Here is a 21,623-nt window from a genome sequence, read left to right as displayed (position 1 = left end):
CAAAAAAACCGCCCGCAGGCGGCAGGAAGCCGTGGTTTCCCTACCGATTTGCCTATGGTAGGCTATGGGGAACGTGAGGGTAAACGCCGCAAAAGCCGTGGTTTCCCTACCGATTTGCCTATGGTAGGCTAGCTCTTGCGTAACAGATTGATGTTGCATGATTTTTTATTGTTTTTACGATCGAAAATCATAGCAACACCATCTGTTTCGTGCCTATTCCTTCGGTTTTTTTGGCAAGGCCGAGCATAATCTCCATCCTTCCATACTGTTTGTCCGTTACTTGCAAAACTCGGACGCTTCCTTCTTTAGGGAGGGCGGTTCGAACCCGGCGTAAATGTTTATCGAGACTGTCTTGTCCCCGTCCGACACGAACATAGACAGAATATTGTAGCATGATGAATCCATCATCACGTAGGAAATTACGAAACTGCGCTGCCTGCCGCCTTTGAATTTTGGTGCGGACGGGGAGGTCGAAAAAGATTATTAGCCACAAGAATCGGGTCTCCTCTGCTTTCATGAGCTACCCCCAGCGATGCAGACAGGCAGGCGCAGTAAGGCAGCACTGTTATGTTCAAGGGCTTTAACCAGGTTAGAGGCAACAATTTCAGTCGCTGCAAGAATAGTCATGGTTTCTTGGCCTATCAGAACAGATTGTGACAGGATGCCAACCATGAACTGGCGGTCCTCAAGACTGGCTGAAGCAGTGGCTGGCTCCGGATGGTATTGGGCTACCATCTGGTCCACGAAGGGGCGGAAAGGTTCTATGAGATCATCAACAAGATTGAAGGCGTTGGTGCGAGATGCATGATGCACTCCTAGTGAAGGGATAAGTCCTGCAGCAACGCAGGCACGTGCCAAGGCTGCACGAAGGATGGCATAGCCATAATTTAAAAGGCCATTGCGCTTATCAGCTTCGTTGGCGCGAGTGAAGTTGAGAAAAAGCCGGGACCAGTAAAAGCGGGCGGCTTGTGCCTCGATGTTAGCCTTATCGCCTGAGGTCACGAGGTCTATCATGTTTTGCAACCTGTTGGCCTCACTATGCCTTTGCATGTTCAGAACGGCCGCTTGATTGTTGATCTTGGTAGTGACGAGCAGCTGCCAAAGTCGTTTACGGAGTGGCAAAGAAGCGGATATCTGAAACTGTATGATGTCTGCTTGTGCATAGTGTTGGTGGAAGGGGAGGAGAAGTCCGGCTGGGTGGTGTCTGGCATCCGGTACGATCAAGATGATGCCCTGCACGGCAAGCGTGGAAAGCAGGGCACCAGAAAGAGTGATCTGTGGCGTGTCGAGTACGCAGCAGGCTATGTCCTCTAATGGCAGGGTGATGGTGTCATCATCCTGCACAATAAGCATTTGTCCGTCTTTTAGCTTCAATCGTGCTGGTCGGGAGATGTGCACGCAACGCCATGCCATGTTCGTGTCTCCTGTTTGACGGGTGACAATTCGCCGAAGCGATTAACGGAAAATTTTTGGATATGCTCCAGGGTTTTTATACATTTGTCTTTTTGTGACGGTGCAGCATCGGTTGAGTCGGTTGATTCGGTTGAATCGACTAGAGTAATATAAGCTTTTGACCGATTACAGCTGTAGAAATATCCTTTTATGACAGATTTCTCGTTAGAAAGCTGCACATAACTGTAGCGATAGAGACTAAACTGGAATTGAGCTTCTGCCCCCATGATAGGCCAGTCTTCCTCGGATTTTTTTTCGACGACAGCTTTATTAGGGGGAGCTGGCCATTGGGAACGATTCATGATCTGGTGGGGATATATGGGGATCATGTACCATTCTGGCTTCCCCTTTTTCCCGATGACTTTGAAGATATCAACCCGTGTCATGTCACCTCTCTTCGCCATGCCCCCTCGGACAGGAACAGCTGGTGTAATTATGGTAGCAAGGCGTACTTTGCGTATTTCATGGCCTGCTGCGCTCTGGTGGCACGGGGTTCTTGGTGGCTTGTCTGCTGGTTTCCCAGCTTCAATCCACTGGCGGAGGGAGGCGATAAGACCGGCATTGCGGTCTGGGTCTTTGATTTTGGCAAGATCAGCTAAGGTTAGGGCGCTGACGGCTTTGCGTTCATAGATGACCGGGCCTGTTTCTTCTTCCCGGACCTGTCGGATCGTGGCTTCGTGGCCTTGACCACGGGCCCGCTGGCGTTCGGGACGGGCGACGAAAATGGTCTCGTATTTTTCTTTTAACTGATCCCGGAATCCGTCCCATGGTGGGGCAACATCCCGCATGGGGCGGGATAGGCCTTTCTGCTCACATTCCTGAAAAGACTTCGTGAGTTTCTGGATTTCTGCTTCGCTGACAGCCGCCACAATGGCGGCATCCAGTGCATGATGACGGTTATCATGGAGGCGTTCCCCACCGATCTTTTTGAGGGATTCAACACCCCAAGCATGACGGAGAGCAGCTGTTAGAGCCCCAGGACGGGTGAATACCCGCCTTGTTCCCCCTTTTTCGCCGCGCTGTCCGGCGGGATATAGCAGGCGTGCCGCCTCGACCATCAGGCGGGCCGCATAGCGTGTATCATTGAGATTGCGGCTACGGAAACGTTCCTCTATCTCTTTGCTGCCTTTAAGAAGGAAATTGCGCTTTTTCAGGCCCTTGGTGTTTTTACGGCTTTCCACATCGGCGACAAATTTGTCCCATTGTTCCTTCTGGGCCGTGGTTCCCTGGCCATGAATCCACTCATAGGGTGTCTGGTTTTTTTTGGCTTGATTTTCTTTTGCGAGACAAAGCCCTTTATTGCTGTAACTGTCATCCCCAAAACGAGACCAAGGCAGGATATGATCAATCTGAATCCGATTATCCTGTGCCATGAGCATGTCCGGTGTAATGGACTTGCCCGAATAACAGCAGCGGCCTCCCTGTTCTTTCCAGAGGCGGTACCGTAGGAGGATATCTGAAGAAACCTCCTTCAAGTTCAGTAGTTCACAGGCTTCTTCACGCTCTCTGGCACGCTGTTTGGCCGTGGTTTTGAGGTTACGCTCAATTTCCTTACGTTTTTCAAGGCTGTTACCTACATCACGAGCCAGTTCAATACAGATGGCCCCCGGTAGACCCCAGCGGTTTCGCATGGCCCAGAGCTGTTTCATCCCTTCACTCAAGGCTTTTCTGGCGATGGGGTTGGCAATACTGTCCCGGACCTCAGCCATGAGAGCGTTAAATTTGGCTTTTGTATCGATTGTTGCACGGCCGCTGAATCGGGATGCAGCGTGATCATATCCCGCCTTCTGGCAGGCTTTGTCGTACGTTAGACCCTGCTGAAGGTAGGGGATAAGAGCCCGTACGGCTTTGTCGGAGAGGGAGGAGGCCCCTTTGAATTTTGCAAATGGACTTTTGTCACTTTTCAGAGCATCGCAGATGAGTTCGTAGGCTTCGACAGGAAGGCCGATTTCGCCCAGTTTCTTTATGATAGTTTCCGTTAGTTCATGGAAACTGATGATCCATGCAGCGTTATCAAGCCATTCAGGATGTGGCAGTAACTGCCGCCATAACGATTCTCCTAGTACGGAACGGAACGTTGCCGTGCCTGCAAATGTCTCTCCCGTCCGGCTTGTGATGTCTTGTTTTTCTTGCTCTGGTGGTATGGTGGTGAAGTGTTGATCATCCCGTAGACCGATGAGCTTACGGATGGCGGCGGCTGTCAGTTTGCGTGTTTTACCTGCGTGCTCGTAGGCAAGGCGTAGCTCTTCTTCTGTCAGAGGGCGTTCTTCTGGGCCATCGGTAACACGGAGATTGATAAGGCGGCAGAGAAGACGAAACCGCTCGAAGGACGGTGAGAATCGGGATGAACGTTTTTCTTTCGGCTCGAAAGGGCAGGAGGCTACCAGTACGCCGCTGTCCTGCATGGGGTTCTGCCAAAAGGCGATGCGGGTAAAAGCTTCCTCAATTTCGGTACTGGCAACGGGGTTGCCTAGCTTACGTTGCCTATCAAAGAGGATTTTTGCCTCATCGATGAGGTCATCCCGGCTTATTGTACGGTCAAAGAGACCATCCCGGTTGCGTCGCCGCTGTACATAGGCGGAATCACGGGCGAACATTTCGCCGATTGTGCGATATTGGGCTGATAGCTCTTTGGTTTTTTCAAGCGCGGCCAACATTTTACTGTCGTCAGGCGAGGCATTACTTCCGACACGTTTCGCAGAGGATTTGAAGCCTCGATGTTTGGCAATATGAGCCAAAGCCACGGCAAATTCTTCGGGAGTCAGTTGGCGATCAAGGCCCTGCCCCCTCATTTCCCATGGGTCAATGGCAGGTTGGCGGAGAGCATCTGGTCGGTCATTATCGATCAGGCCATGCCGAGCAAAGAGACGGCGTATCTCAGTCATCCGGTTGCGGCGACGGCGGACGACACGGCGGAGAAGGCGGCTGGAGCGTCTGATCTGATTGGTGGGTGTGCGTTCTGTCTTTGTTTCGGGGGCATTAAAGCACCAGCTTCCAAGGGCTTCTATGTGTCCTGTTATGTCTGAGTGCTTGAGTACGGCCCAGCCACATGAGCTGATTCCAACATCAAGACCGAATAGGAGGGATTCGGAGATAGGTGTCATAAAATGTTTTCCTTCATGTCTATTGACATCATTTAAGTATTATTTTTAATATCGAGTCTAGGCAAATCGGTTGGGAAACCACGGTAACATGGTTTTCCATGCGAAGGATTACCTCCCCCTCGTTTACGAGGGGGAGGGATTCCCTTATTAGCTATATTTATCAATATATTATGATTGTGTTGTGTCTCGCTATTGCCTAGCGGGGGCGATATATGATGGCCCCTCGGCGCTCTTGTAAGTAGTGGTCAAGGGGGGTGTCCACGACATAGCGATGTTCGGGAAGGGAAGAGGCGTTGCGGAAGAGCAGGGTTCTACCGTGCCAAATTGCTAGCCCGATATGGAAGACATCTAACCCTGCCAATGGGCTATAAATACCGATAACATCGCCCGTTTTTACAATCTTGCGAACACCACCGGTTTGTAAATCATCAAGCAATGGTCGTGTTGGCAGGTAGGTGATGAGGCGTTTCTTCAGTGGAGTACCCGGCACATAACGGTCTTGGGTCTTTTCATGCCCGTTATCTGGATTGTTGGAAGAAGAGAGTTTCAGGTTCAGTGTTTTCTCAACCCGCTGTGCATACGAAAATTTCGGGCTCAGATCACGACAGAGAACGGGTGAGCCATGTAACCAGTCACTCAGAAAATGTCGTCGTTCTGTAAAGCTGACATGATGATGACTGTATCGTGTGGCGATTAGTGCGTGTATGAATTGCTCCACATTAAAGCTTTGGCTAGCGGCTAGAATGATTTCCACGAAGGTCATGCAATTTACACCCCGCCATGAAAGAATAAGTTCTTCAGCTGTATTCGTTGAGCCAATAAGTGGCTGCGCCAGATAGGGCGTGCCCTTCATGAATTGTGAGATCAGCATGATGCGCTCTTGCCGTGATTTATGAGGAGCTATGCTGACAAGTTGGGTAATCTGCTGACGTGTTGTGTCTGAGAGCGTACTGAGAGCGGGCGCATCAGATGGCGGGGCGGCAGCAGGTGCGTGCTCATGACCATGAGGCAGATGCCGTTGTTTAGTCCGTGCATGATGATGTCCATCTCCTCTTGCGAGAGATGGACCGGAAAAAGCGAGACCTCCCAAACCGAGGCCGGTGAGGAAGGTCCGCCGTTTCATCATATTGTTGTCATTGTACCCGTCAGACAAGATAGCGTGCGCTCTGCTCTGCCATCATGAAATGGATACCAATATCATTGCCGTCTTGCAGTTCCCGATAAAGATGCTGCACTGGGTTGCTGCCTTCATGGAATGTTTCTTTTACATGGCTAACAAGAACACGCAGCCCCCGGATATGGTGACGCCCGCCGCAAATATGTCCCAGGTCCCGCAGAGTTTGTAGCAGGTCTTTAGGGCGAAGCTGGCCACAGAGGGCGTTTTCTGGCTGTGCATCCGGATAGGTTACGCCCATGATGATGGTGTGCAGCTTTTTCTCTCGTAGCAGAGGCGCAATAGCCTTCCAAAGTTTTTGGAGGTTCTGTGGGCCATCTGGTTGATCTGCTTGCGTATCACCCAGATAGAGAATGGCCCGTCCATGGTGCTGAATGAGGAAGGCCGTGGAAGTCGTGCTGGCATGGCTGAGAGGCCAAGCCGTGATTTCCAGCCCGCTGCCTTCAATGTTCTGGCTTTCCCCTGCTTCCATATCTTTATAGCTGTATTTTCCGATGCGGGGTTCTGGCCCTTTATCCCCCATGGCACCCCAAATACGGCCATTGAAAAGATGTTCAGCTAGAAGGGCGTTTGTTTCTGGCAAAGCATAGATGGGTTTGGGCGTATCTTCGGGAGAGGAAAGAACCAGCCCAGCCACGTGGTCCAGATGGGTATGACTGATGAGATAGGCCCGGACCGTCTGTTTCAGCACATGACCGGCCCGGCCAAGGGCGGAATCGGGCATGATGGGAATGTCATTCAGGACACCTCGGGCCTCGGCCCGTTTCAGCCCGTGCCCCAGAGTGCCTGCATCGCAGATGACGGCCTCATTCGTGCCCAGAGGGCGGATCAGGTAGGAGGACAGATTGCCATCTGCAACACCACTCCGCACACCGAGGGCCACGATCTCGAAAACCGGGTTGCTGTCAGCAAAGGTGACAGGCGTTTCCCCAGCTCCAGCCCGGCTGGTTTTCAGTCGGTCACGGAGCGTTTTCAGGTGATGTAGAGGCATGGTTTTTCCCTCCCTGACGGTAAGGTGGTGGTGGAACGCCCGGCCACGAATATGGTTGAGCCGTTAAGGGGTCATCCGGTAATGAATGGGCATCATGTCTGGCAATTGTTCCAGTAATGATGAAACATTCCAAGGATACTCCTGCCTCGCCCGTGGGGGAAGGGGGAGGAAAAGGAGAAGATATGCGGTTTTTTCATCCCGTCATGATGAGGGCAGGCATGCTTGTGGCTCTGGCTGGTGTGATGGCCCTGAGCCATCCGGCAAAGGCAGAAGCCACCATGCCGGCACAGTGTGACAATGCCCGGTTTGTAAAGGATCAGGCAGGATACGCCCAGCAGTTTGCCCATCGGCAGGTGCCCTATGGGCAGCATCTGGACCTGCCAGAGCATGTCTGCGGAACCGTTGTGAAGGTCTTCCGGGCCCGTCGCAGCCGAAGCGGGATGCATGGTTATTTTCTGATGTCCGTTGCGGGCGGCCAGCCCATCCGTGTGGTGTCCAATCTGGATGAGATGAAGGCCCCGTCATGGCCATGGGTGAAGACCGGAGACCAGGTCGAGGTGCAGGGGCGGTATTATTATGATGGGCCTGGCCGTCAGGGGTTGGACTGGACCCATCATGGCACGGGCCGTCACTGGCCGTGGCCGGGCTATGTCAGCGTGAACGGTCAGCGTTACGATTGAAGACCGACCCACCCCGGTGTCAGGCCGGGGTGAGTGTTCCTGCCTGTTTGCGGCCCTTTCTGTCTGATGGTGCCGCAGGCGCAGCGGAGATGGTGAAGGTCAGCTGGCCATCACGTGCCCCGATTTTGACGGTTCCCCCATCTGTCAGCCTGCCAAAGAGAATTTCCTCGGCCAATGGTTTCTTGATGTGGTTCTGGATCAGGCGGCCCAGCGGGCGGGCTCCATTCGTCCGGTCGTAACCCCGTTCAGCCAGCCATGCCCGGGCACCGGCGGTGAGGTGCAGGGAGACGTTTTTGGCCGCCAGCATGGTGGTCAGCTGGGCAAGGAATTTCTCTACGACGTGGGCCACCACAGCGGGTGTCAGCGGGGCGAAGGGGATGATGGCATCCAGCCGGTTACGGAATTCGGGTGAGAAAAGCCGCTTGATGGCTTCCTCGTCATCACCGGAGCGGGCAGTGCGTGCAAAGCCGATGGCTTCTTTGGAAAGATCACTGGCTCCGGCATTGCTGGTCATGATGAGGATGACATTGCGGAAATCCACCGTCTTGCCGGTATTGTCTGTCAGCTTGCCATGATCCATGACCTGAAGCAGGATGTTGAAAAGGTCTGGGTGGGCTTTTTCAATTTCATCCAGAAGCAGGACGGCATGGGGTGTCTGGTCTATGGCGCTGGTCAGGAGGCCTCCCTGTTCAAAGCCTACATAGCCGGGCGGCGTACCGATCAGCCGGGAAATGGAATGGGCCTCCATATATTCTGACATGTCGAAACGGATCAGCCTGATCCCCAGGGATTGGGCGAGCTGCCGTGCTGCCTCCGTCTTGCCAACACCTGTTGGACCGGAGAAGAGATAGCTGCCAATGGTTTTTTCCGTATCCCGCAGCCCGGCCCGGGAGAGCATGACGGCTGAGGAGAGCGCATCCAGTGCTTCATCCTGGCCGAAGACGGCCTTGCGGAGGTCGGCGGGCAGATGGCGGATGGAAGTCCTGTCATCTGCGGAGAGATGACGGGGAGGGATATGGGCAATGCGTGCCACAGTTGCTTCGATGTCTCGAACACCAACCGTGCGCCGTCTGCGGCTGCTGGGCAGGAGGCGGCAGGCGGCGCCGGCCTCATCGATGATGTCGATGGCTTTGTCAGGCAGTTTCCGGTCATGGATGTATCGGACCGACAGCTCCACAGCACTGCGGATGGCCGGGTCTGTGAAACGGATGTCGTGATGCTCCTCATACCGTTCCTTCAGGCCCCGCAGGATGCGGATCGTGTCGGTCTGTGAGGGTTCGGTGACATCAATCTTCTGGAAACGCCGTGTCAGGGCGTGGTCCTTCTCGAAATGCTGCCGGTATTCCTGATAGGTGGTGGAGCCGATGCAATGCAGCTTCCCGGTTGCCAGAGCCGGCTTGAGCAGGTTGGAGGCATCCATGGAGCCATTGGTCGTGGCGCCCGCCCCGATGAGCATGTGGATTTCATCAATGAAGAGCAGGCTGCCCGGCTTCTGCTCCAGTTCGCTCATGATGGTCTTCAGGCGTTCTTCAAAATCGCCACGGTAGCGTGTACCGGCCAGCAGGGCACCGAGGTCCAGGCTGTACAGGCGGGCATCAGCCAGGATGGCGGGCACCTGGCCTTTCACGATTCTCTGGGCCAGCCCTTCGGCAATGGCGGTCTTGCCAACACCGGGATCACCAACCAGCAGGGGGTTGTTCTTTGTCCGGCGGCAGAGGATTTGGACAACCCGCTCCACTTCCTTTTCCCGACCGATGAGCGGGTCGATTCCATCACGGCGGGCCCGCTCGTTGAGGTCCGTGCAGTAGGTCTGGAGGGCCTCTTTCTGGTCGGCCTCGGCAGGTTCGCTGTTTTCCCCACCATCCTTGCGGGAGGCCCTGGTCCTGCGGCCGGTCTGGCCAGTCTGCGGCGGGATGTCTGCCACGTCGTCATGCCGCATGGCATGGATGGCATTCAGCCGTGTCAGGCCCCGCTGCTGGAGGAAGAAAACGGCGTGACTTTCTTTCTCGGCGAACATGGAGACCAGTACATGGGCTCCTGTCATGATGGCCTGGCCTGCACTCTGGATATGGACTGCCGCCCGCTGGATCACCCTCTGGAAGGCGGCTGTCGGCTGGGGGGCATCGTCCAGCTCGGGGCGGATGATGGCCTGCTGCTCATGCAGGAGAAAATGGTCGACATCCTGCCGGAGCAGCTCAAGGTCGATCCGACATGCTGAAAAGATCGCCATGGCATCACGGTCATCACAGAGAGCAAAGAGGAGATGTTCCAGTGTGATGAATTCGTGGTGATTCTGACCCGCAAGGAGGAGCGCACGCTGAAGCGTCTGTTCAAGTGTGGAGGACAACATAGGCGCTCCTTGTGCCATGAAGGAATGTCAGAATGATGAAGCGGCGGTACAGAAATCTGTCAGGATATCAAGTGGCGATGGCCTCAGGCTTTCTCAAGGGTGCACTGGAGAGGGTGCTGGTTCTTCTGGGCAAGGTCCATGACCTGTCCGACCTTCGTTTCTGCAATTTCATAGGTGAAAATCCCGCAGACTCCGCTGCCCCGGTTGTGGACCTCCAGCATGATAGCCTGTGCTTCTGCGGGGGATTTGTCAAAGAACTGTTCCAGCACGAACACCACGAAATCCATGGGGGTGTAGTCATCATTCAGCAGGATGACATTGTACATGGAGGGGTAGGCGATATCCGTCTTGCGGGATGTCAGTGTGTCTTCCCGGGCAGCGTGGACAGGCAGGGCCATGCCGGTATCGTCTATGGCAGAGGCCATGGGAAGCCCATATGTCATGGCATGTGGCCTGTGCTGCATGGGGGACGCTCCTGAACTGGTTGGTAAATATGACTTATTTCTTGTATCAGGAAAATGCACGAAGGGCATGGTGTGATGCTCTGACGGGATGGCGTTGGCCCCATCATGATACAGAGGCATATGGCGTTTTTCTGCCGGTCATGCTGCCTGCTGCCTTTCTGGTTCATAACAGGGTTGTGGTGAAAACGTTTTTTCAACTTTTATGGGCCGGGAGGATATCTGGCATGTCTGGTGGAAAAATCTGGACATTCTCAGGTACTGAAGACTAGAGTTGCACGGTTTTCGTGGATTCCAGACAAACTGGGGATGATTCCTTCTGATGCGCCCGTTTTTCAGTCGTACCCTGTTTTCGTGTGTGGTCGCCCTGGCTGCTTTCTCCGGTACGGCACGGGCGCAGTTTGCCGGACATGTATCGTCCCTGGTCATTGATGCCCGGACAGGAGCCGTCCTGTCCGAGTCGGATGCCGACCTCCAGCGTTATCCCGCTTCTCTGACAAAGATGATGACGCTGTACATGACCTTCCAGGCACTGGAGCGGGGCAGCATCACCCTTCAGGACAGCATGCCGGTTTCCATCCATGCCTCCATGCAGGCCCCATCGAAACTGGGTATGCGCCCGGGGACGCATCTGGCGGTGGAGCAGGCCATTCTGGCCCTTGTCACCAAGTCTGCCAATGATGCGGCCTGCGTGCTGGGCGAGTACCTGGGGGGTGGGGATGAGACCCGCTTCGCCGCACTGATGACCTATCAGGCCCGGCGGCTCGGCATGGCCCATACGACATTTCGCAATGCCTCCGGCCTGCCCGACCCGGATCAGGTCACCACGGCCCGGGACCTGTCCGTGCTGGCACGGGCCCTGATGCGGGATTTCCCCCAGTATTACCATTATTTCGGCGTGCGTGAATTCCCGTTCCGCCGTCACATGATCCCCAACCACGACCCGCTCCTTGGGGTGTATCAGGGGGCAGATGGTTTCAAGACCGGTTATACCGATCTGGCTGGGCACAATCTTGTCAGCTCTGCCCAGCAGGGGCAGGTGCGGCTGATTGGCGTCGTGCTGGGGGCTTCCAGCAATGAAAGCCGGAACCAGACAATGATTTCCCTGCTGGATGATGGTTTTTCCGCTTCCGGGCAGGCCCCGCTGCCGCTGCTCAAGCAGCCGGGTCATTATTACGCCCTGGCCCGGCATGGTGGCAGCCGGGTGGCGCACCGTTCCCATTTGCGGCGGGGAGTCGTGCTGGTCACTTACCGGTCTCACGGCGCTCCACGGGGGCTGCATCATTCATGGGCCTCACGCCGGGGGCATCATCGCTCCTGAGGCTACAGCCGGAAGCCCCTCCGCCCCCATGGCCGGAGGGGCTTTTTTCTGTCTGGCAGGCTGTTCCGCTTCCGGCAGCTGAGGGGCGGTCACTTGGCCGTGTCTGAGAGGGTCTTGCACTGGGGCAGGGCAGGGCGCATTCTGCGGGCAGTTCCGACATCATGGTCGAGCCGACAGCACATCACAGAACAAGAACAGGGATTACGATACTTCATGTCTTCTCAGGACGGGCGCAGCATCCAGCATTACACGACGGACGATTTCAGGCATCTCAAGGCAGCCGGGCAGCTGGCCGCCGCCACGCTGGACATGATCACCGAGCATGTACGTCCCGGCATCACGACAGGTGAGCTGGACAGGATTGTACATGAATACACGCTGGAGCATGGCGCAACGCCAGCCCCGCTCAACTATCACGGTTTCCCGAAATCCTGCTGCATTTCCCTCAATCATGTTGTCTGCCACGGGATTCCCGGTGACAGACGCCTTCAGGAGGGGGACATCCTCAATATTGACGTCACTTCCATCCTGAATGGCTGGTACGGCGACACGTCCCGCATGTATGTCGTGGGCAAGCCGCCCCGCAAGGCCGAGAAGCTCATCGACCTGACCTATCAGGCTCTCATGCTGGGGATTGAGCAGGTGCGGCCCGGGGCCACGCTGGGCGATATCGGTCATGCCATCCAGAGCTTTGCGGAGAAGCACCGCCTTGGCGTGGTGCGGGATTTCTGCGGGCATGGGATTGGCCGCAACTTCCATGAGGCGCCAAGCGTCCTGCATTATGGTCGGCCCGGCCAGGGTACGATACTGAAAGCGGGCATGGTCTTCACCATCGAGCCGATGCTCAATCTTGGCCGCCCGGACGTGAAAGTGCTGGCCGATGACTGGACGGCCGTGACACGGGACCGCTCCCTGTCCGCCCAGTTCGAGCATCAGCTGGGTGTGACGGAAGACGGGTATGAAATCTTCACCCTGTCGCCCCGTGGTTATACGAAACCGCCTTACGCCCTCTGAAATCTGTTTCGTGGACAAGGAAGCCCGTCATGATGGCATTGCGTAAACTGGCTGCCCGGCTGGCTCTGGGGAGCATGGTGCTGGGCAGCGTGGCCCTGTCCCAGGCCGAGACGCTGAGTGCAGCACATGACCCGCTGGCCTATGGGCCGGACACCACCCGCCCCGGCACGCTGGTGAAGGGGGAGACGGGCATGGTCGTCTCTGCCCAGCATCTGGCCTCCGAGGCAGGGGCACGGATTCTGCGTGAGGGCGGCAATGCCGCCGATGCTGCCGTGGCCGTCGGCTATGCGCTGGCCGTGGTCTATCCAGCGGCGGGCAATCTGGGCGGTGGCGGCTTCATGACCCTGCGCCCCCCGCATGGTCCTGCGGTATTCATCGACTTCCGGGAACATGCGCCCCTGCGTTCCCGGCCTGCCATGTATCTGGATGAAGAAGGCCGGGTGAAACCGGGTCTTTCCACGGTGGGCTGGAAAGCCGTGGCCGTACCGGGGACGGTCGCCGGGCTGGAGGCCGTGCGGAAACGCTGGGGACGGCTGAGCCGGGTGAAGGACATGGCCCCGGCCATCGCCCTGGCCCGGGACGGTTTCGTTCTGGAGGAAGGTGACGTGGAGCTTCTGCACACGTCCACCGACTATTTCCGGCAGGATGAGTATGCCCGTAGCATTTTCCTGCGGCCTGACGGGACGGAGCTGGCCGTGGGGGACAGGCTGGTCCAGCCCGGTCTGGCCCGGTCGCTGGAACTGATCGCCAATGATGGCAGGGACGCCTTTTATCGTGGTCCCATAGCCTCGGAAATCCTCCGGGCCTCCCGTCTGGGTGGCGGGTTCCTGACGGAAGCGGATTTTCGTGCCTATAAGCCGCGCTTCATGGAGCCGGTCACCTGCCAGTATCGTGGCTATCAGATCGAGACGGCACCTCCGCCAAGCGGTGGTGGCGTGGCCCTGTGCGAGGTGCTGAACATTCTGTCCGGGTATGACATGGGTCGCCTTGGCCTGCACAGTGCGCCTGCCGTCCAGCTGGAGCTGGAGGCCATGCGTCATGCCTATTCCGACAGGCGGGACCTTGGTGATCCGGCCTTTGTCGTCAATCCGGTTTCCTATTTCCTCAACCCCACTTACGCCGGGCAGATACGGGCCGCCCTGCCCAGGGACAGGGCCGTGCCATCCGATACGCTTCAGGTCGGGCGTCCGGCCCCCGGCAGGAGCGTGCCGACTTCCGGCCCGGCCGTGGAGAAGCACGAGACGACCCATTTTTCCACGATCGATTCCCATGGCATGGCGGTGTCCACCACCTATACGCTCAATGGCTGGTTTGGAGCGGGCGTCATGGGGGGGCGCACCGGCATCTGGATGAATGACGAGATGGACGATTTCTCCATCAAGCCGGGAGAGCCGAACATGTTCGGCATTGTCGGTTCTGTGGCCAATGCCATTGCGCCGGGCAAGACGCCCCTGTCATCCATGTCCCCGACGATCGTGAGCCGGAACGGGCATGTCGTGATGGTCACAGGTAGCCCCGGTGGCTCCCGCATTCCTACCATCGTGCTGTCCAGCCTGCTGGGCGTGGTGGATTATGGGCTGGACCTGGCACAGGCGGTCGATCTGCCCCGCCTGCATGAGCAGTGGAAGCCCGATGATGTGGAGATGGAGACGGGTGCCTTGAGTCCGGACGTGCAGAAGACGCTGGAACAGGAAGGGTACCATTTCATCCCCCATCGTCCGTGGGGCATCACGGAGGCGATTCTGGTCGGGGGGCCCCGGCTGGATGGTCAGGACCCGGCCCGGAAGAGGATCGGCCCGTTCTATGGCGTGGCGGACCCCCGGCATCCCGGTGGTGCGGCTGTCGCCCCCTGAAAGGGCATGGGGTGTGGTGGAAAGTAAGGGCTTGCCTGCCCCCCCTGTTCCTGTGCTAGAAGCCCGCTTGGGAGATCGGTCCCGGGCGGCTGACCTGCGAACCCGGTCAGGCCCGGAAGGGAGCAGCCGTAGTGGGCTCGTGTCGGGTCGGGTGTCCGGTCTCCTCCGATTGCCGTGCAGGCCCGTGTGCCTCCGGGGCGTCCTTTCCAGACGATGAAAGCTGTGGGAGGCACGTTGCAGCCGTGAGCGAAGAAGACATTCCCCTCCCACCCGAAGGCGGAGCCGGTTTTTTCTCCGATGCTGCCCCAGCGGATGCCGTTCCTTCGGAACAGAAGGCACCCTACCGTGTTCTGGCCCGCAAATACCGTCCCCAGACATTCGATGACCTGATCGGTCAGGAGAGCCTCGTCCGCATCCTGCGCCGGGCCTTTGCCGTGGGCCGTGTAGCCCATGCCTTCATGCTGACAGGGGTGCGGGGCGTGGGCAAAACCACCACGGCCCGGATCATCGCCCGTGCCCTGAACTGCACTGGCGTGGATGGCACGGGTGGCCCGACGGCTGATCCCTGCGGTGTCTGCCCCAACTGCAAGGCCATTCTGGCAGACCGCCACCCGGATGTGCTGGAGATGGATGCTGCCTCCCGCACGGGCGTGGATGATGTGCGGGAGATCATCGAAGCCGCCCGGTTCCGCCCCATGCAGGCCCGCATGAAGGTCTTCGTGATTGATGAAGTGCACATGCTGTCCCGCAATGCCTTCAATGCGCTGCTGAAGACGCTGGAGGAACCTCCGGCACAGGTCACCTTCATCTTTGCCACGACCGAACTGCGGAAGGTGCCTGTCACGGTGCTCTCCCGCTGCCAGCGTTTCGACCTCCAGCGTGTGCCGCAGGCCATGCTGGCCGAGCATTTTGCCCGCATCGCCCGCAAGGAGGGGGCGGAGCTGGAAGAGGGGGCTTTGGCCCTCATTGCCAGAGCCGCTGACGGTTCCGTGCGTGACGGCCTGTCCCTGCTGGATCAGGCCATCGCACAGGGAGCGTCCGATACGGCCAGCGTGGCGGACATGCTGGGGCTGGCGGACCGTGGCATGGTGTTCGACCTGCTGGAGGCTGCCCTGCACGGGCAGGTGGCGCCCGTGCTGGAGATTGCCGGGCGGGCTTATGCCCGTGGGGCTGATCTGGGCGTCCTGCTGACGGACCTGATGGACGTGCTGCACCTTCTCTCCCGCATCAAGGCCCTGCCGGAACTGCGTGACGGCCCAGAACTGCCGGAAATGGAGAAGGTCCGTGGCGGGGCGATCGTGGATCATGTGGGGGTCACGGTTCTGGGGCGGGCCTGGCAGCTGCTCCTGAAGGGGCTGGCCGAGGTGGAAGCCGCTCCGGACCGGCAGCAGGCAGCCGAGATGGTGCTGATCCGTCTCTGTCATGCCAGTCTCCTGCCCACGCCGGACAGGCTGATCCGGCAGATGCAGGAGGCATCGTCTTCCGGTGCCATCCAGACCGAGGGACGGTCCGGTCCGCAGGGAAATGCCGCTTCATCTGCCGCTCATGGCGGGGGGACGGCTCCAGCAGGGGGCGTGTCCTCATCCGTGTCCCGGTCTTCCGTTCCCCGGGGGCAGGAGGGAAGTGGGCCTTCAGCTTTCGTGCAGGGGGCTGGGACGATGGCCGGGGGGAGTGATGTGGTCCGTCAGGGCAGTACCGTCCTGAAGCCGCAGCTGGACGGGCCTGCTCCGGAACCGGTCCCTGCGAGGCAGCCCCTGCGTCTGGCCACGGAGAATGGCACAGCCGTGTCGGCCCGTGATGAAGGGCCGGGGCCGGATGATGGCAGTGCGGGCGAGGCCATTCCGCCCATGCCCCGAAGCTGGCGGGAGCTGGTTGCGCTTGTGGGGCAGCAGAAGGAAGCCCGTCTCCACGGAACGCTGCGGCATCTGGGGCATGTCGTGGAGTTCGAGCCGCCCCGTCTCGTGCTCCGTCTGGCTGAAAATGACCGGGATCAGAAGCGGCAGGCCTTCCGTGCCCTGACAGCCCTGCTGGACAGGCTCTATCCCGGCCGCTGGCAGGTGGTTGCCTCCGAAGAACAGGGTGAGGCGACGCTGGACGAGCAGGGGGCAGAAATCATCGCCCTGCATCAGGACAAGGCCAGGCAGCATCCGTTGGTCCGGGCCATCATGCAGCGGTTTCCGCATGCCCAGATTGGTGAGGTGCGGGATCATACTCTGGATGATTACGGCCTGCCGCCGGAGACGGTGGTGCCTTTGGGGGAAGACGTGCCGCCTGATTTTGAATTTGCCCCGCCGGATGCCGATTACCCTGATGAGGATGAGTTTTACTGAGCCGTCAGAGGTCACCATGGCCCCGGCCCAGTTCTGTAACCAAGGAGTGACGTGATGAAAAATCTTGCTGGCATGATGAAGCAGGCCACACAGATGCAGGCCCGCATGAAAGAGGTTCAGGCCAGGCTGGAGAGTGCGGAGGTTGATGGTGAGGCCGGCAACGGGCTGGTACGGCTGACCCTGACGGGCAAGGGGGCGCTCAAGTCCATCACGATCGACCCCAAACTGGCTGATCCGGAAGACATGGAGACCATGCAGGACCTGATCGTCGCTGCCTTTGCCGATGCCCGCAGCAAAACGGAAGCCATGAGCCGGGAGGAGATGAAGAAGGTCACCGGTGGTCTCCAGCTGCCGCCGGGCATGGACCTGCCTTTCTGAAAGCCGGAGCGAGGATGAGGGTCTGACGTGCGCATAAGCCCCGAAATCGAAACCCTGATGTCCCGTCTGGCCCGTCTGCCCGGCCTTGGCCCCCGTTCGGCCCGTCGGGCGGCTCTGGCGCTTCTCCAGGCACCAGAGGCACGTCTCCAGCCCCTGATTGCTGCCATGCAGGCGGCGGCACAGTCGATCCATACCTGCCCGCAATGCGGCAACCTGGACAGCTGTACACCCTGTTCGCTCTGTGCAGACCCCCAGCGTGATCCATCAGTCATCTGTGTGGTGGAGAGTGTTGGTGACCTCTGGGCGCTGGAGCGGTCCGGAATGCATCGGGGGCGGTATCAGGTACTGGGTGGTGTGCTGTCGGCCCTTTCAGGCTGTGGGCCGGAAGACCTCAATCTGACGGGCCTCATGGAGCGTGTGCAGTCAGGCGAGGTGGAAGAGGTCATTCTTGCCCTTGGAGCCACGGTGGATGGTGCGACCACGGCCCATTGGTTGCAGGAAAAACTGGCCCCTCACAAGGTGGCGGTGAGCCGTCTGGGTCACGGCATGCCGATGGGCGGGGCGCTGGATGTGCTGGATGAAGGCACGTTGGCGGCCGCCATGTCATCCCGGAAGGTTCTGTGAGCATGTTTGGTCTGTCGCCCCATATGCCCCGTGTTGCGCTGGTAACGGGGGGAGCCCGTCGCCTCGGCCGGGCGATGGTGGAGATGCTGGCCCGGGAAGGCTTTGCCGTGGCCATCCATTGCCGCCACAGCCGTGATGAGGCCGAGGCCCTGCTGCGGCAGATTGATGGTCATGGCTGTGTCGTGCAGGCTGATCTGGCGGAGGAGGCCACTCTGCTGCCCCTGTTGGCGGAGGTTGAGGCCAGGCTGGGGCCGGTTGGCGTTCTCATCAACAATGCGTCCGTTTTTGAACGGGATGAACTGGGCGGCGTGACCCGTGCAAGCTGGGATGCACATATGGAGCCGAACCTGCGTGCTCCGTTTGTTCTGTCCCAGGCTATGGCTGATTCCTTGCCGGACGGAGCGGAGGGGCTGATCCTCAACATGCTGGACCAGCGTGTCTGGAATCTGACGCCTCATTTTGTCAGCTATACCGTATCCCGCTCTGCCTTATGGAGCCTGACCCGCAGCATGGCTCTGGGGCTGGCACCCCGCATTCGGGTGAATGCCATCGGGCCGGGGCCTGTCCTGCCTGCCGCAGGCCAGTCTCTGGACCATTTCGAGAGCATGTGCCGCAGCACACCCCTTCAGCGGGGTGCGGGTCCGGATGAAATTGCTGCCATTGCCCGCATGTTCCTGATGCTGCCATCTGTCACGGGACAGATGCTGGCACCTGATGGCGGGCAACATCTGAACTGGTCGCCTGCGGCGTCCTGATCTCAAGGGCCGCCTTTTTGTAGCGTTCAACAAGATAGGAAAAACCACGCTGATCCACCCTGCGGTGGAGGATGGCCCGGTTTTCCAGCACGACGCCTGCGGGCAGCCCTGTGAAGCGGCTTCCAAGACGCTGCCGGGAAAAGGTGGTCTCACCAACGGCTTTGCCGAAAGGCACATGGCTTCCGGCCAGTTTCCGGCGGGCGTCTGGCGTCAGACGGTCGGGCAGGTATAGATTCCATGCCTCTGACCATACTGCCCGCCCGCAGAGAAGCTGGACGTGCCGGACGACCAGTCGTGTTGTTGGGGAGGCCTGCAGGGCCTGTCTGGCGTCCCGCTGGAGGGCAGGGGGCGCCGCTCTGTCCAGAAGATGGGCTGTAATGGGGCGGGGGCAGTGCTGTTGCAGGGTGGCTGTGGCACTGGCCCGTTGGCCCAGCTCGTGTGCGAGGGCCTCTGCTGTCGCTGGGCGGGGAGCTGCGGCATGGGCCTGCACGATGCCGGCCATGCAGGTGCCAATCCCCAGACAGAAAAGCCGCACCCGGGTGGGGGTGCGGCTCCTGCATGGGAAGAACAGGGAGAGCCCTTTATGAATCGTCCCGGTCATCCTTGTCGGTCGAGACCTCGATATCCTGGCTGATGTCATCATCGTCATCCAGATCATCATCACCGGAGATGACATCGTCATCATCGCCAGTGTCGATGTCCATATCATCCTCGTGCTCTTCCTGGGCGAGATTCTTGTCCTTCTCGTCGGCCAGCTCGTCCTCTTTCTTCAGGCGGGAGAGGTTTCCGGGCTGGGTTGTCCCACATTTCGGGCAGACAGCCGGTACGCGGTTGAGATCATAGAAGCGTGCATTGCAGTCAACGCATGTCCGTTTCAGACCGAGTTCTGGTTTTGCCATAATGCTGGAGCCCATGTTGCCACAAAAGAGAAGTGACTGGGCCATGCCACCGAAATGTCCCGCTGTCAAATATTTCTCCATGTGGTGGCAGAAGAGGCGGAGCTCTGCCTCGGGGTCCGTTCCTGCTGGCAGAATTGCCGCATGGGGGGACAGACTTTTCCAGATGGATGGAGTAGTCTGGTCCTATTGGATGATCCCACCCTTGATGATGTGAAGCAGGATTATGACAGCACAGCGTCCCTTGAAAGTCTCCTCTGCCCCGGCTGGGCTGGCCGGGCGGGTCCGTGTTCCCGGAGACAAGTCCATCAGCCATCGTGCGCTCATGTTCGCCGCCCTTGCCGAAGGGCGGACCCATATTTCCGGCCTGCTGGAAGGTGAGGACGTGCTGCGTACGGCAGAGGCCATGCGTGCCCTCGGGGCAAAGGTCGTCCGGGAAGAGGGCCGCTGGATTGTCGATGGCTGTGGTGTGGATGGGCTGAAAGAGCCTGCCGATGTGCTGGACATGGGCAACTCCGGTACGGCAGCCCGGCTGCTCAGTGGTGTTCTGGCGACGCATCCCTTCATGAGCATCATGACGGGTGATGCCTCCCTCCGCAGCCGCCCGATGGGGCGTGTCAGCGTTCCGCTGGGTGAGATGGGGGCACGATTCGTGACCCGTGCGGGCCAGAAGCTGCCCATGGCCGTGGAAGGAACGGGCAAGGGGAAACCGCTGCATTACCGTCTGCCGGTGGCCTCGGCACAGGTGAAATCCGCCATCCTTCTGGCAGGGCTGAACTGCGAGGGGGAAACGGTGGTGGAAGAGCCGGCCCCGACCCGGGATCATACCGAGAACATGCTGCGTCATTTCGGCACGGAGGTGAAGGTTGAGGAGCTGCCCGGAGCCGGACGGCGCATCACGCTGAAAGGCCCGGCCCGCCTCGTGGCGCAGGACGTGCTGGTGCCGGGGGACCCGTCATCAGCGGCTTTCCCCGTCGTGGCGGCCCTGCTGGTGCCGGGTTCGGAGATTGTCGTGGAGGCAGTGGGCCAGAATCCACTGCGGACCGGCCTGTTTAAAACCCTGAAGGAAATGGGGGCGTCCCTGGAGGTCCGTGATGAGCGGATTGAAGGAGGGGAGGTCATCGGAGACCTGCATGTTCGTGCGGGGCGGCTGAAGGCGGTGGATGTTCCAGCTGTGCGGGTACCCTCCATGATTGATGAATATCCGGTTCTGGCCGTGGCCTGTGCGTTTGCGGAGGGTACATCCCGCCTGCGGGGCCTTGCCGAGCTGCGGGTGAAGGAGAGTGACCGCCTGGCCGCCACCGTGGCGCTGCTGGAGGCCAATGGGGCGAAGGTGCATGTCGAAGGAGATGATCTGATCATCGAGGGGCAGAAAACCCTGCCCGGTGGTGGGAAGGTCCAGACCCACATGGATCACCGTCTGGCCATGAGCGCCACCGTGCTGGGGCTGGCGGCTGAGAAGCCGGTCCATATTGATGATACGGCCTTCATCGAGACCAGCTTTCCCGGTTTCGTATCCCTGATGAATGGTCTTGGTGCGGGGCTGGAGGCATGAGCCGGCGGGGCATGAAATATCCGGTCATCGCCATTGATGGCCCCGCCGCCGCAGGCAAGGGCACGCTCGCCCGCCAGCTGGCGGACACGCTGGAGCTGCCTTATCTGGATACGGGGCTGCTGTATCGGGCCGTGGCCCGCCGGGTGCTGGACCAGGGGGGCGATCCGGCTCATGACGGGCCGGAGCAGGCCCGTCAGCTCGTGCCGGAGGACATGCGCCGGACCGACCTGCGGGAGCCGGAGGTGGACCGGGCGGCCTCCGCCGTGGCCCGGCACCCGGAGGTCCGGGAAGCTCTGCTGGAGCGGCAGCGTCATTTCGGGCGGGCCCGGGGTGCCGTGGTGGATGGCCGTGATATCGGGACGGTCGTGTTTCCTGATGCCACTGCCAAATTCTTCATTACGGCCTCGGCAGAGGTCCGGGCCCAGCGGCGTTATGTGCAGCGGCATGGTCAGCCATGCACGTCTCCGGCCCAGCTGGCTGAGGAAGTCGCGGCCATCAATGCACGGGATCAGCAGGACGCCTCCCGCGAGACGGCACCGTTGCGCCCGGCCGAGGATGCTGTGCAGATTGTAACGGATGATCTGGATGCAGCCGACGTGCTGGACCGTGTCTGCCAGATTCTGCAGGAAAAGGGCATCATCCGGCGCTGATTCATATCTTCGCTGTTGACAGTCCCCCCCTTATG

At 59.1% G+C, this 21,623-nt stretch carries 19 protein-coding genes and 1 other RNA gene; 11 read left to right on the top strand and 9 right to left on the bottom strand.

Going from position 1 to position 21,623, the window contains the following annotated elements; genetic code table 11:
• Positions 1 to 187: 187 nt before the first annotated feature.
• The 5 genes from cas2 to ASO19_RS02340 all read right to left on the bottom strand — a co-directional run bounded on the left by cas2 (position 188) and on the right by ASO19_RS02340 (position 6,721).
• Positions 188 to 517 carry a CRISPR-associated endonuclease Cas2 gene (gene cas2, locus ASO19_RS02360; protein ID WP_103765312.1) on the bottom strand — a complete coding sequence of 110 codons (330 nt, stop codon included), beginning with the start codon at positions 515 to 517 and terminating at the stop codon, positions 188 to 190.
• Complete coding sequence (gene cas1 / locus ASO19_RS02355) at positions 514 to 1,413, bottom strand: type II CRISPR-associated endonuclease Cas1 (protein ID WP_086431345.1); 900 nt, start codon at positions 1,411 to 1,413, stop codon at positions 514 to 516. Before cas1 ends, cas2 begins: the two co-directional genes overlap by 4 nt.
• Complete coding sequence (gene cas9, locus ASO19_RS02350) at positions 1,371 to 4,556, bottom strand: type II CRISPR RNA-guided endonuclease Cas9 (RefSeq protein ID WP_103765311.1); 3,186 nt, start codon at positions 4,554 to 4,556, stop codon at positions 1,371 to 1,373. Before cas9 ends, cas1 begins: the two co-directional genes overlap by 43 nt.
• A 196-nt stretch (positions 4,557 to 4,752) precedes the next feature.
• Positions 4,753 to 5,682 carry an N-acetylmuramoyl-L-alanine amidase-like domain-containing protein gene (locus ASO19_RS02345; protein ID WP_103807255.1) on the bottom strand — a complete coding sequence of 310 codons (930 nt, stop codon included), beginning with the start codon at positions 5,680 to 5,682 and terminating at the stop codon, positions 4,753 to 4,755.
• A 19-nt stretch (positions 5,683 to 5,701) separates the two neighbouring features.
• Positions 5,702 to 6,721: an MBL fold metallo-hydrolase gene (locus tag ASO19_RS02340; protein WP_103765309.1), complete on the bottom strand. Its 1,020-nt coding sequence runs from the start codon at positions 6,719 to 6,721 to the stop codon at positions 5,702 to 5,704.
• A 182-nt stretch (positions 6,722 to 6,903) separates the two neighbouring features.
• Here ASO19_RS02340 and ASO19_RS02335 point away from each other — a divergent pair, with 182 nt between their 5' ends.
• Complete coding sequence (locus tag ASO19_RS02335) at positions 6,904 to 7,401, top strand: DUF3465 domain-containing protein (protein ID WP_103765317.1); 498 nt, start codon at positions 6,904 to 6,906, stop codon at positions 7,399 to 7,401.
• A 19-nt stretch (positions 7,402 to 7,420) separates the two neighbouring features.
• On the opposite strand, the gene clpA is transcribed toward ASO19_RS02335, so the two are convergent.
• Positions 7,421 to 9,751: an ATP-dependent Clp protease ATP-binding subunit ClpA gene (gene clpA, locus ASO19_RS02330; protein ID WP_103765308.1), complete on the bottom strand. Its 2,331-nt coding sequence runs from the start codon at positions 9,749 to 9,751 to the stop codon at positions 7,421 to 7,423.
• 83 nt (positions 9,752 to 9,834) lie between these two features.
• Complete coding sequence (gene clpS / locus ASO19_RS02325; RefSeq protein WP_227431527.1) at positions 9,835 to 10,215, bottom strand: ATP-dependent Clp protease adapter ClpS; 381 nt, start codon at positions 10,213 to 10,215, stop codon at positions 9,835 to 9,837.
• A 319-nt stretch (positions 10,216 to 10,534) separates the two neighbouring features.
• On the opposite strand from clpS, the gene ASO19_RS02315 reads away from it, so the two are divergent.
• From ASO19_RS02315 to ASO19_RS02280, 8 genes are all read left to right on the top strand, one after another.
• Positions 10,535 to 11,533, top strand: a complete 999-nt coding sequence (locus ASO19_RS02315) for a D-alanyl-D-alanine carboxypeptidase family protein (RefSeq protein WP_052348884.1) — start codon at positions 10,535 to 10,537, stop codon at positions 11,531 to 11,533.
• A gap of 213 nt (positions 11,534 to 11,746) precedes the next feature.
• Positions 11,747 to 12,547 (top strand): type I methionyl aminopeptidase, encoded by an 801-nt coding sequence (map, locus tag ASO19_RS02310; protein WP_043557966.1) that lies wholly within the window; start codon positions 11,747 to 11,749, stop codon positions 12,545 to 12,547.
• Positions 12,548 to 12,576: 29 nt separating this feature from the next.
• The gene (gene ggt / locus ASO19_RS02305; protein ID WP_181005184.1) at positions 12,577 to 14,400 is read left to right on the top strand and encodes a gamma-glutamyltransferase; all 1,824 of its coding nucleotides are present in this window, start codon (positions 12,577 to 12,579) and stop codon (positions 14,398 to 14,400) included.
• A 70-nt stretch (positions 14,401 to 14,470) separates the two neighbouring features.
• Positions 14,471 to 14,567: signal recognition particle sRNA small type (gene ffs, locus ASO19_RS02300), an RNA gene on the top strand.
• 75 nt (positions 14,568 to 14,642) lie between these two features.
• A complete protein-coding gene (locus tag ASO19_RS02295) occupies positions 14,643 to 16,730 on the top strand; it encodes a DNA polymerase III subunit gamma/tau (protein ID WP_103765306.1) in 2,088 nt (695 codons plus the stop codon).
• 54 nt (positions 16,731 to 16,784) lie between these two features.
• Positions 16,785 to 17,108, top strand: coding sequence for a YbaB/EbfC family nucleoid-associated protein (locus ASO19_RS02290; RefSeq protein WP_043557969.1), 324 nt, complete (start codon positions 16,785 to 16,787; stop codon positions 17,106 to 17,108).
• A 57-nt stretch (positions 17,109 to 17,165) separates the two neighbouring features.
• Positions 17,166 to 17,732 carry a recombination mediator RecR gene (recR, locus tag ASO19_RS02285; protein ID WP_043557970.1) on the top strand — a complete coding sequence of 189 codons (567 nt, stop codon included), beginning with the start codon at positions 17,166 to 17,168 and terminating at the stop codon, positions 17,730 to 17,732.
• A gap of 2 nt (positions 17,733 to 17,734) precedes the next feature.
• The gene (locus ASO19_RS02280; RefSeq protein ID WP_103765305.1) at positions 17,735 to 18,487 is read left to right on the top strand and encodes an SDR family oxidoreductase; all 753 of its coding nucleotides are present in this window, start codon (positions 17,735 to 17,737) and stop codon (positions 18,485 to 18,487) included.
• Here ASO19_RS02280 and ASO19_RS02275 read toward each other — a convergent pair.
• Positions 18,423 to 18,989, bottom strand: coding sequence for a hypothetical protein (locus ASO19_RS02275; protein ID WP_146046901.1), 567 nt, complete (start codon positions 18,987 to 18,989; stop codon positions 18,423 to 18,425). The two genes, ASO19_RS02280 and ASO19_RS02275, sit on opposite strands and share 65 nt — an antisense overlap.
• Positions 18,990 to 19,068: 79 nt before the next feature.
• Positions 19,069 to 19,386 carry a TIGR02300 family protein gene (locus ASO19_RS02270; RefSeq protein WP_043558425.1) on the bottom strand — a complete coding sequence of 106 codons (318 nt, stop codon included), beginning with the start codon at positions 19,384 to 19,386 and terminating at the stop codon, positions 19,069 to 19,071.
• A 223-nt stretch (positions 19,387 to 19,609) separates the two neighbouring features.
• On the opposite strand from ASO19_RS02270, the gene aroA reads away from it, so the two are divergent.
• Together aroA and ASO19_RS02260 are read left to right on the top strand one after the other, a co-directional pair.
• Complete coding sequence (gene aroA, locus ASO19_RS02265) at positions 19,610 to 20,938, top strand: 3-phosphoshikimate 1-carboxyvinyltransferase (RefSeq protein ID WP_043557972.1); 1,329 nt, start codon at positions 19,610 to 19,612, stop codon at positions 20,936 to 20,938.
• On the top strand, positions 20,935 to 21,588 hold the full coding sequence (locus ASO19_RS02260) for a (d)CMP kinase (protein ID WP_181005183.1): 654 nt from the start codon (positions 20,935 to 20,937) through the stop codon (positions 21,586 to 21,588). The genes aroA and ASO19_RS02260 overlap by 4 nt, the downstream gene beginning before the upstream one ends.
• The last annotated feature ends 35 nt before the right edge of the window (positions 21,589 to 21,623 follow it).

The sequence above is a fragment of the Parasaccharibacter apium genome (assembly GCF_002917995.1).
Classification (GTDB): Bacteria; Pseudomonadota; Alphaproteobacteria; order Acetobacterales; family Acetobacteraceae; genus Bombella; species Bombella apis.
The sequence above is the reverse complement of the archived record's forward strand: the minus strand, read 5'-3'. Positions and strand labels throughout refer to the sequence as shown.

Coding starts and splice junctions, on each gene's coding strand:
- ASO19_RS02340 (WP_103765309.1), bottom strand. CDS start 6,721: ATGCCTCTACATCACCTGAAAACGCTCCGTGACCGACTGAAAACCAGC.
- clpS (WP_227431527.1), bottom strand. CDS start 10,215: ATGCAGCACAGGCCACATGCCATGACATATGGGCTTCCCATGGCCTCT.
- ASO19_RS02280 (WP_103765305.1), top strand. CDS start 17,735: ATGTTTGGTCTGTCGCCCCATATGCCCCGTGTTGCGCTGGTAACGGGG.
- cas9 (WP_103765311.1), bottom strand. CDS start 4,556: ATGACACCTATCTCCGAATCCCTCCTATTCGGTCTTGATGTTGGAATC.
- ASO19_RS02345 (WP_103807255.1), bottom strand. CDS start 5,682: ATGATGAAACGGCGGACCTTCCTCACCGGCCTCGGTTTGGGAGGTCTC.
- cas2 (WP_103765312.1), bottom strand. CDS start 517: ATGAAAGCAGAGGAGACCCGATTCTTGTGGCTAATAATCTTTTTCGAC.
- ASO19_RS02290 (WP_043557969.1), top strand. CDS start 16,785: ATGAAAAATCTTGCTGGCATGATGAAGCAGGCCACACAGATGCAGGCC.
- ASO19_RS02270 (WP_043558425.1), bottom strand. CDS start 19,386: ATGGCAAAACCAGAACTCGGTCTGAAACGGACATGCGTTGACTGCAAT.
- map (WP_043557966.1), top strand. CDS start 11,747: ATGTCTTCTCAGGACGGGCGCAGCATCCAGCATTACACGACGGACGAT.
- aroA (WP_043557972.1), top strand. CDS start 19,610: ATGACAGCACAGCGTCCCTTGAAAGTCTCCTCTGCCCCGGCTGGGCTG.
- recR (WP_043557970.1), top strand. CDS start 17,166: ATGTCCCGTCTGGCCCGTCTGCCCGGCCTTGGCCCCCGTTCGGCCCGT.
- ggt (WP_181005184.1), top strand. CDS start 12,577: ATGATGGCATTGCGTAAACTGGCTGCCCGGCTGGCTCTGGGGAGCATG.
- ASO19_RS02315 (WP_052348884.1), top strand. CDS start 10,535: ATGCGCCCGTTTTTCAGTCGTACCCTGTTTTCGTGTGTGGTCGCCCTG.
- ASO19_RS02260 (WP_181005183.1), top strand. CDS start 20,935: ATGAGCCGGCGGGGCATGAAATATCCGGTCATCGCCATTGATGGCCCC.
- cas1 (WP_086431345.1), bottom strand. CDS start 1,413: ATGGCATGGCGTTGCGTGCACATCTCCCGACCAGCACGATTGAAGCTA.
- clpA (WP_103765308.1), bottom strand. CDS start 9,751: ATGTTGTCCTCCACACTTGAACAGACGCTTCAGCGTGCGCTCCTCCTT.
- ASO19_RS02335 (WP_103765317.1), top strand. CDS start 6,904: ATGCGGTTTTTTCATCCCGTCATGATGAGGGCAGGCATGCTTGTGGCT.
- ASO19_RS02275 (WP_146046901.1), bottom strand. CDS start 18,989: ATGGCCGGCATCGTGCAGGCCCATGCCGCAGCTCCCCGCCCAGCGACA.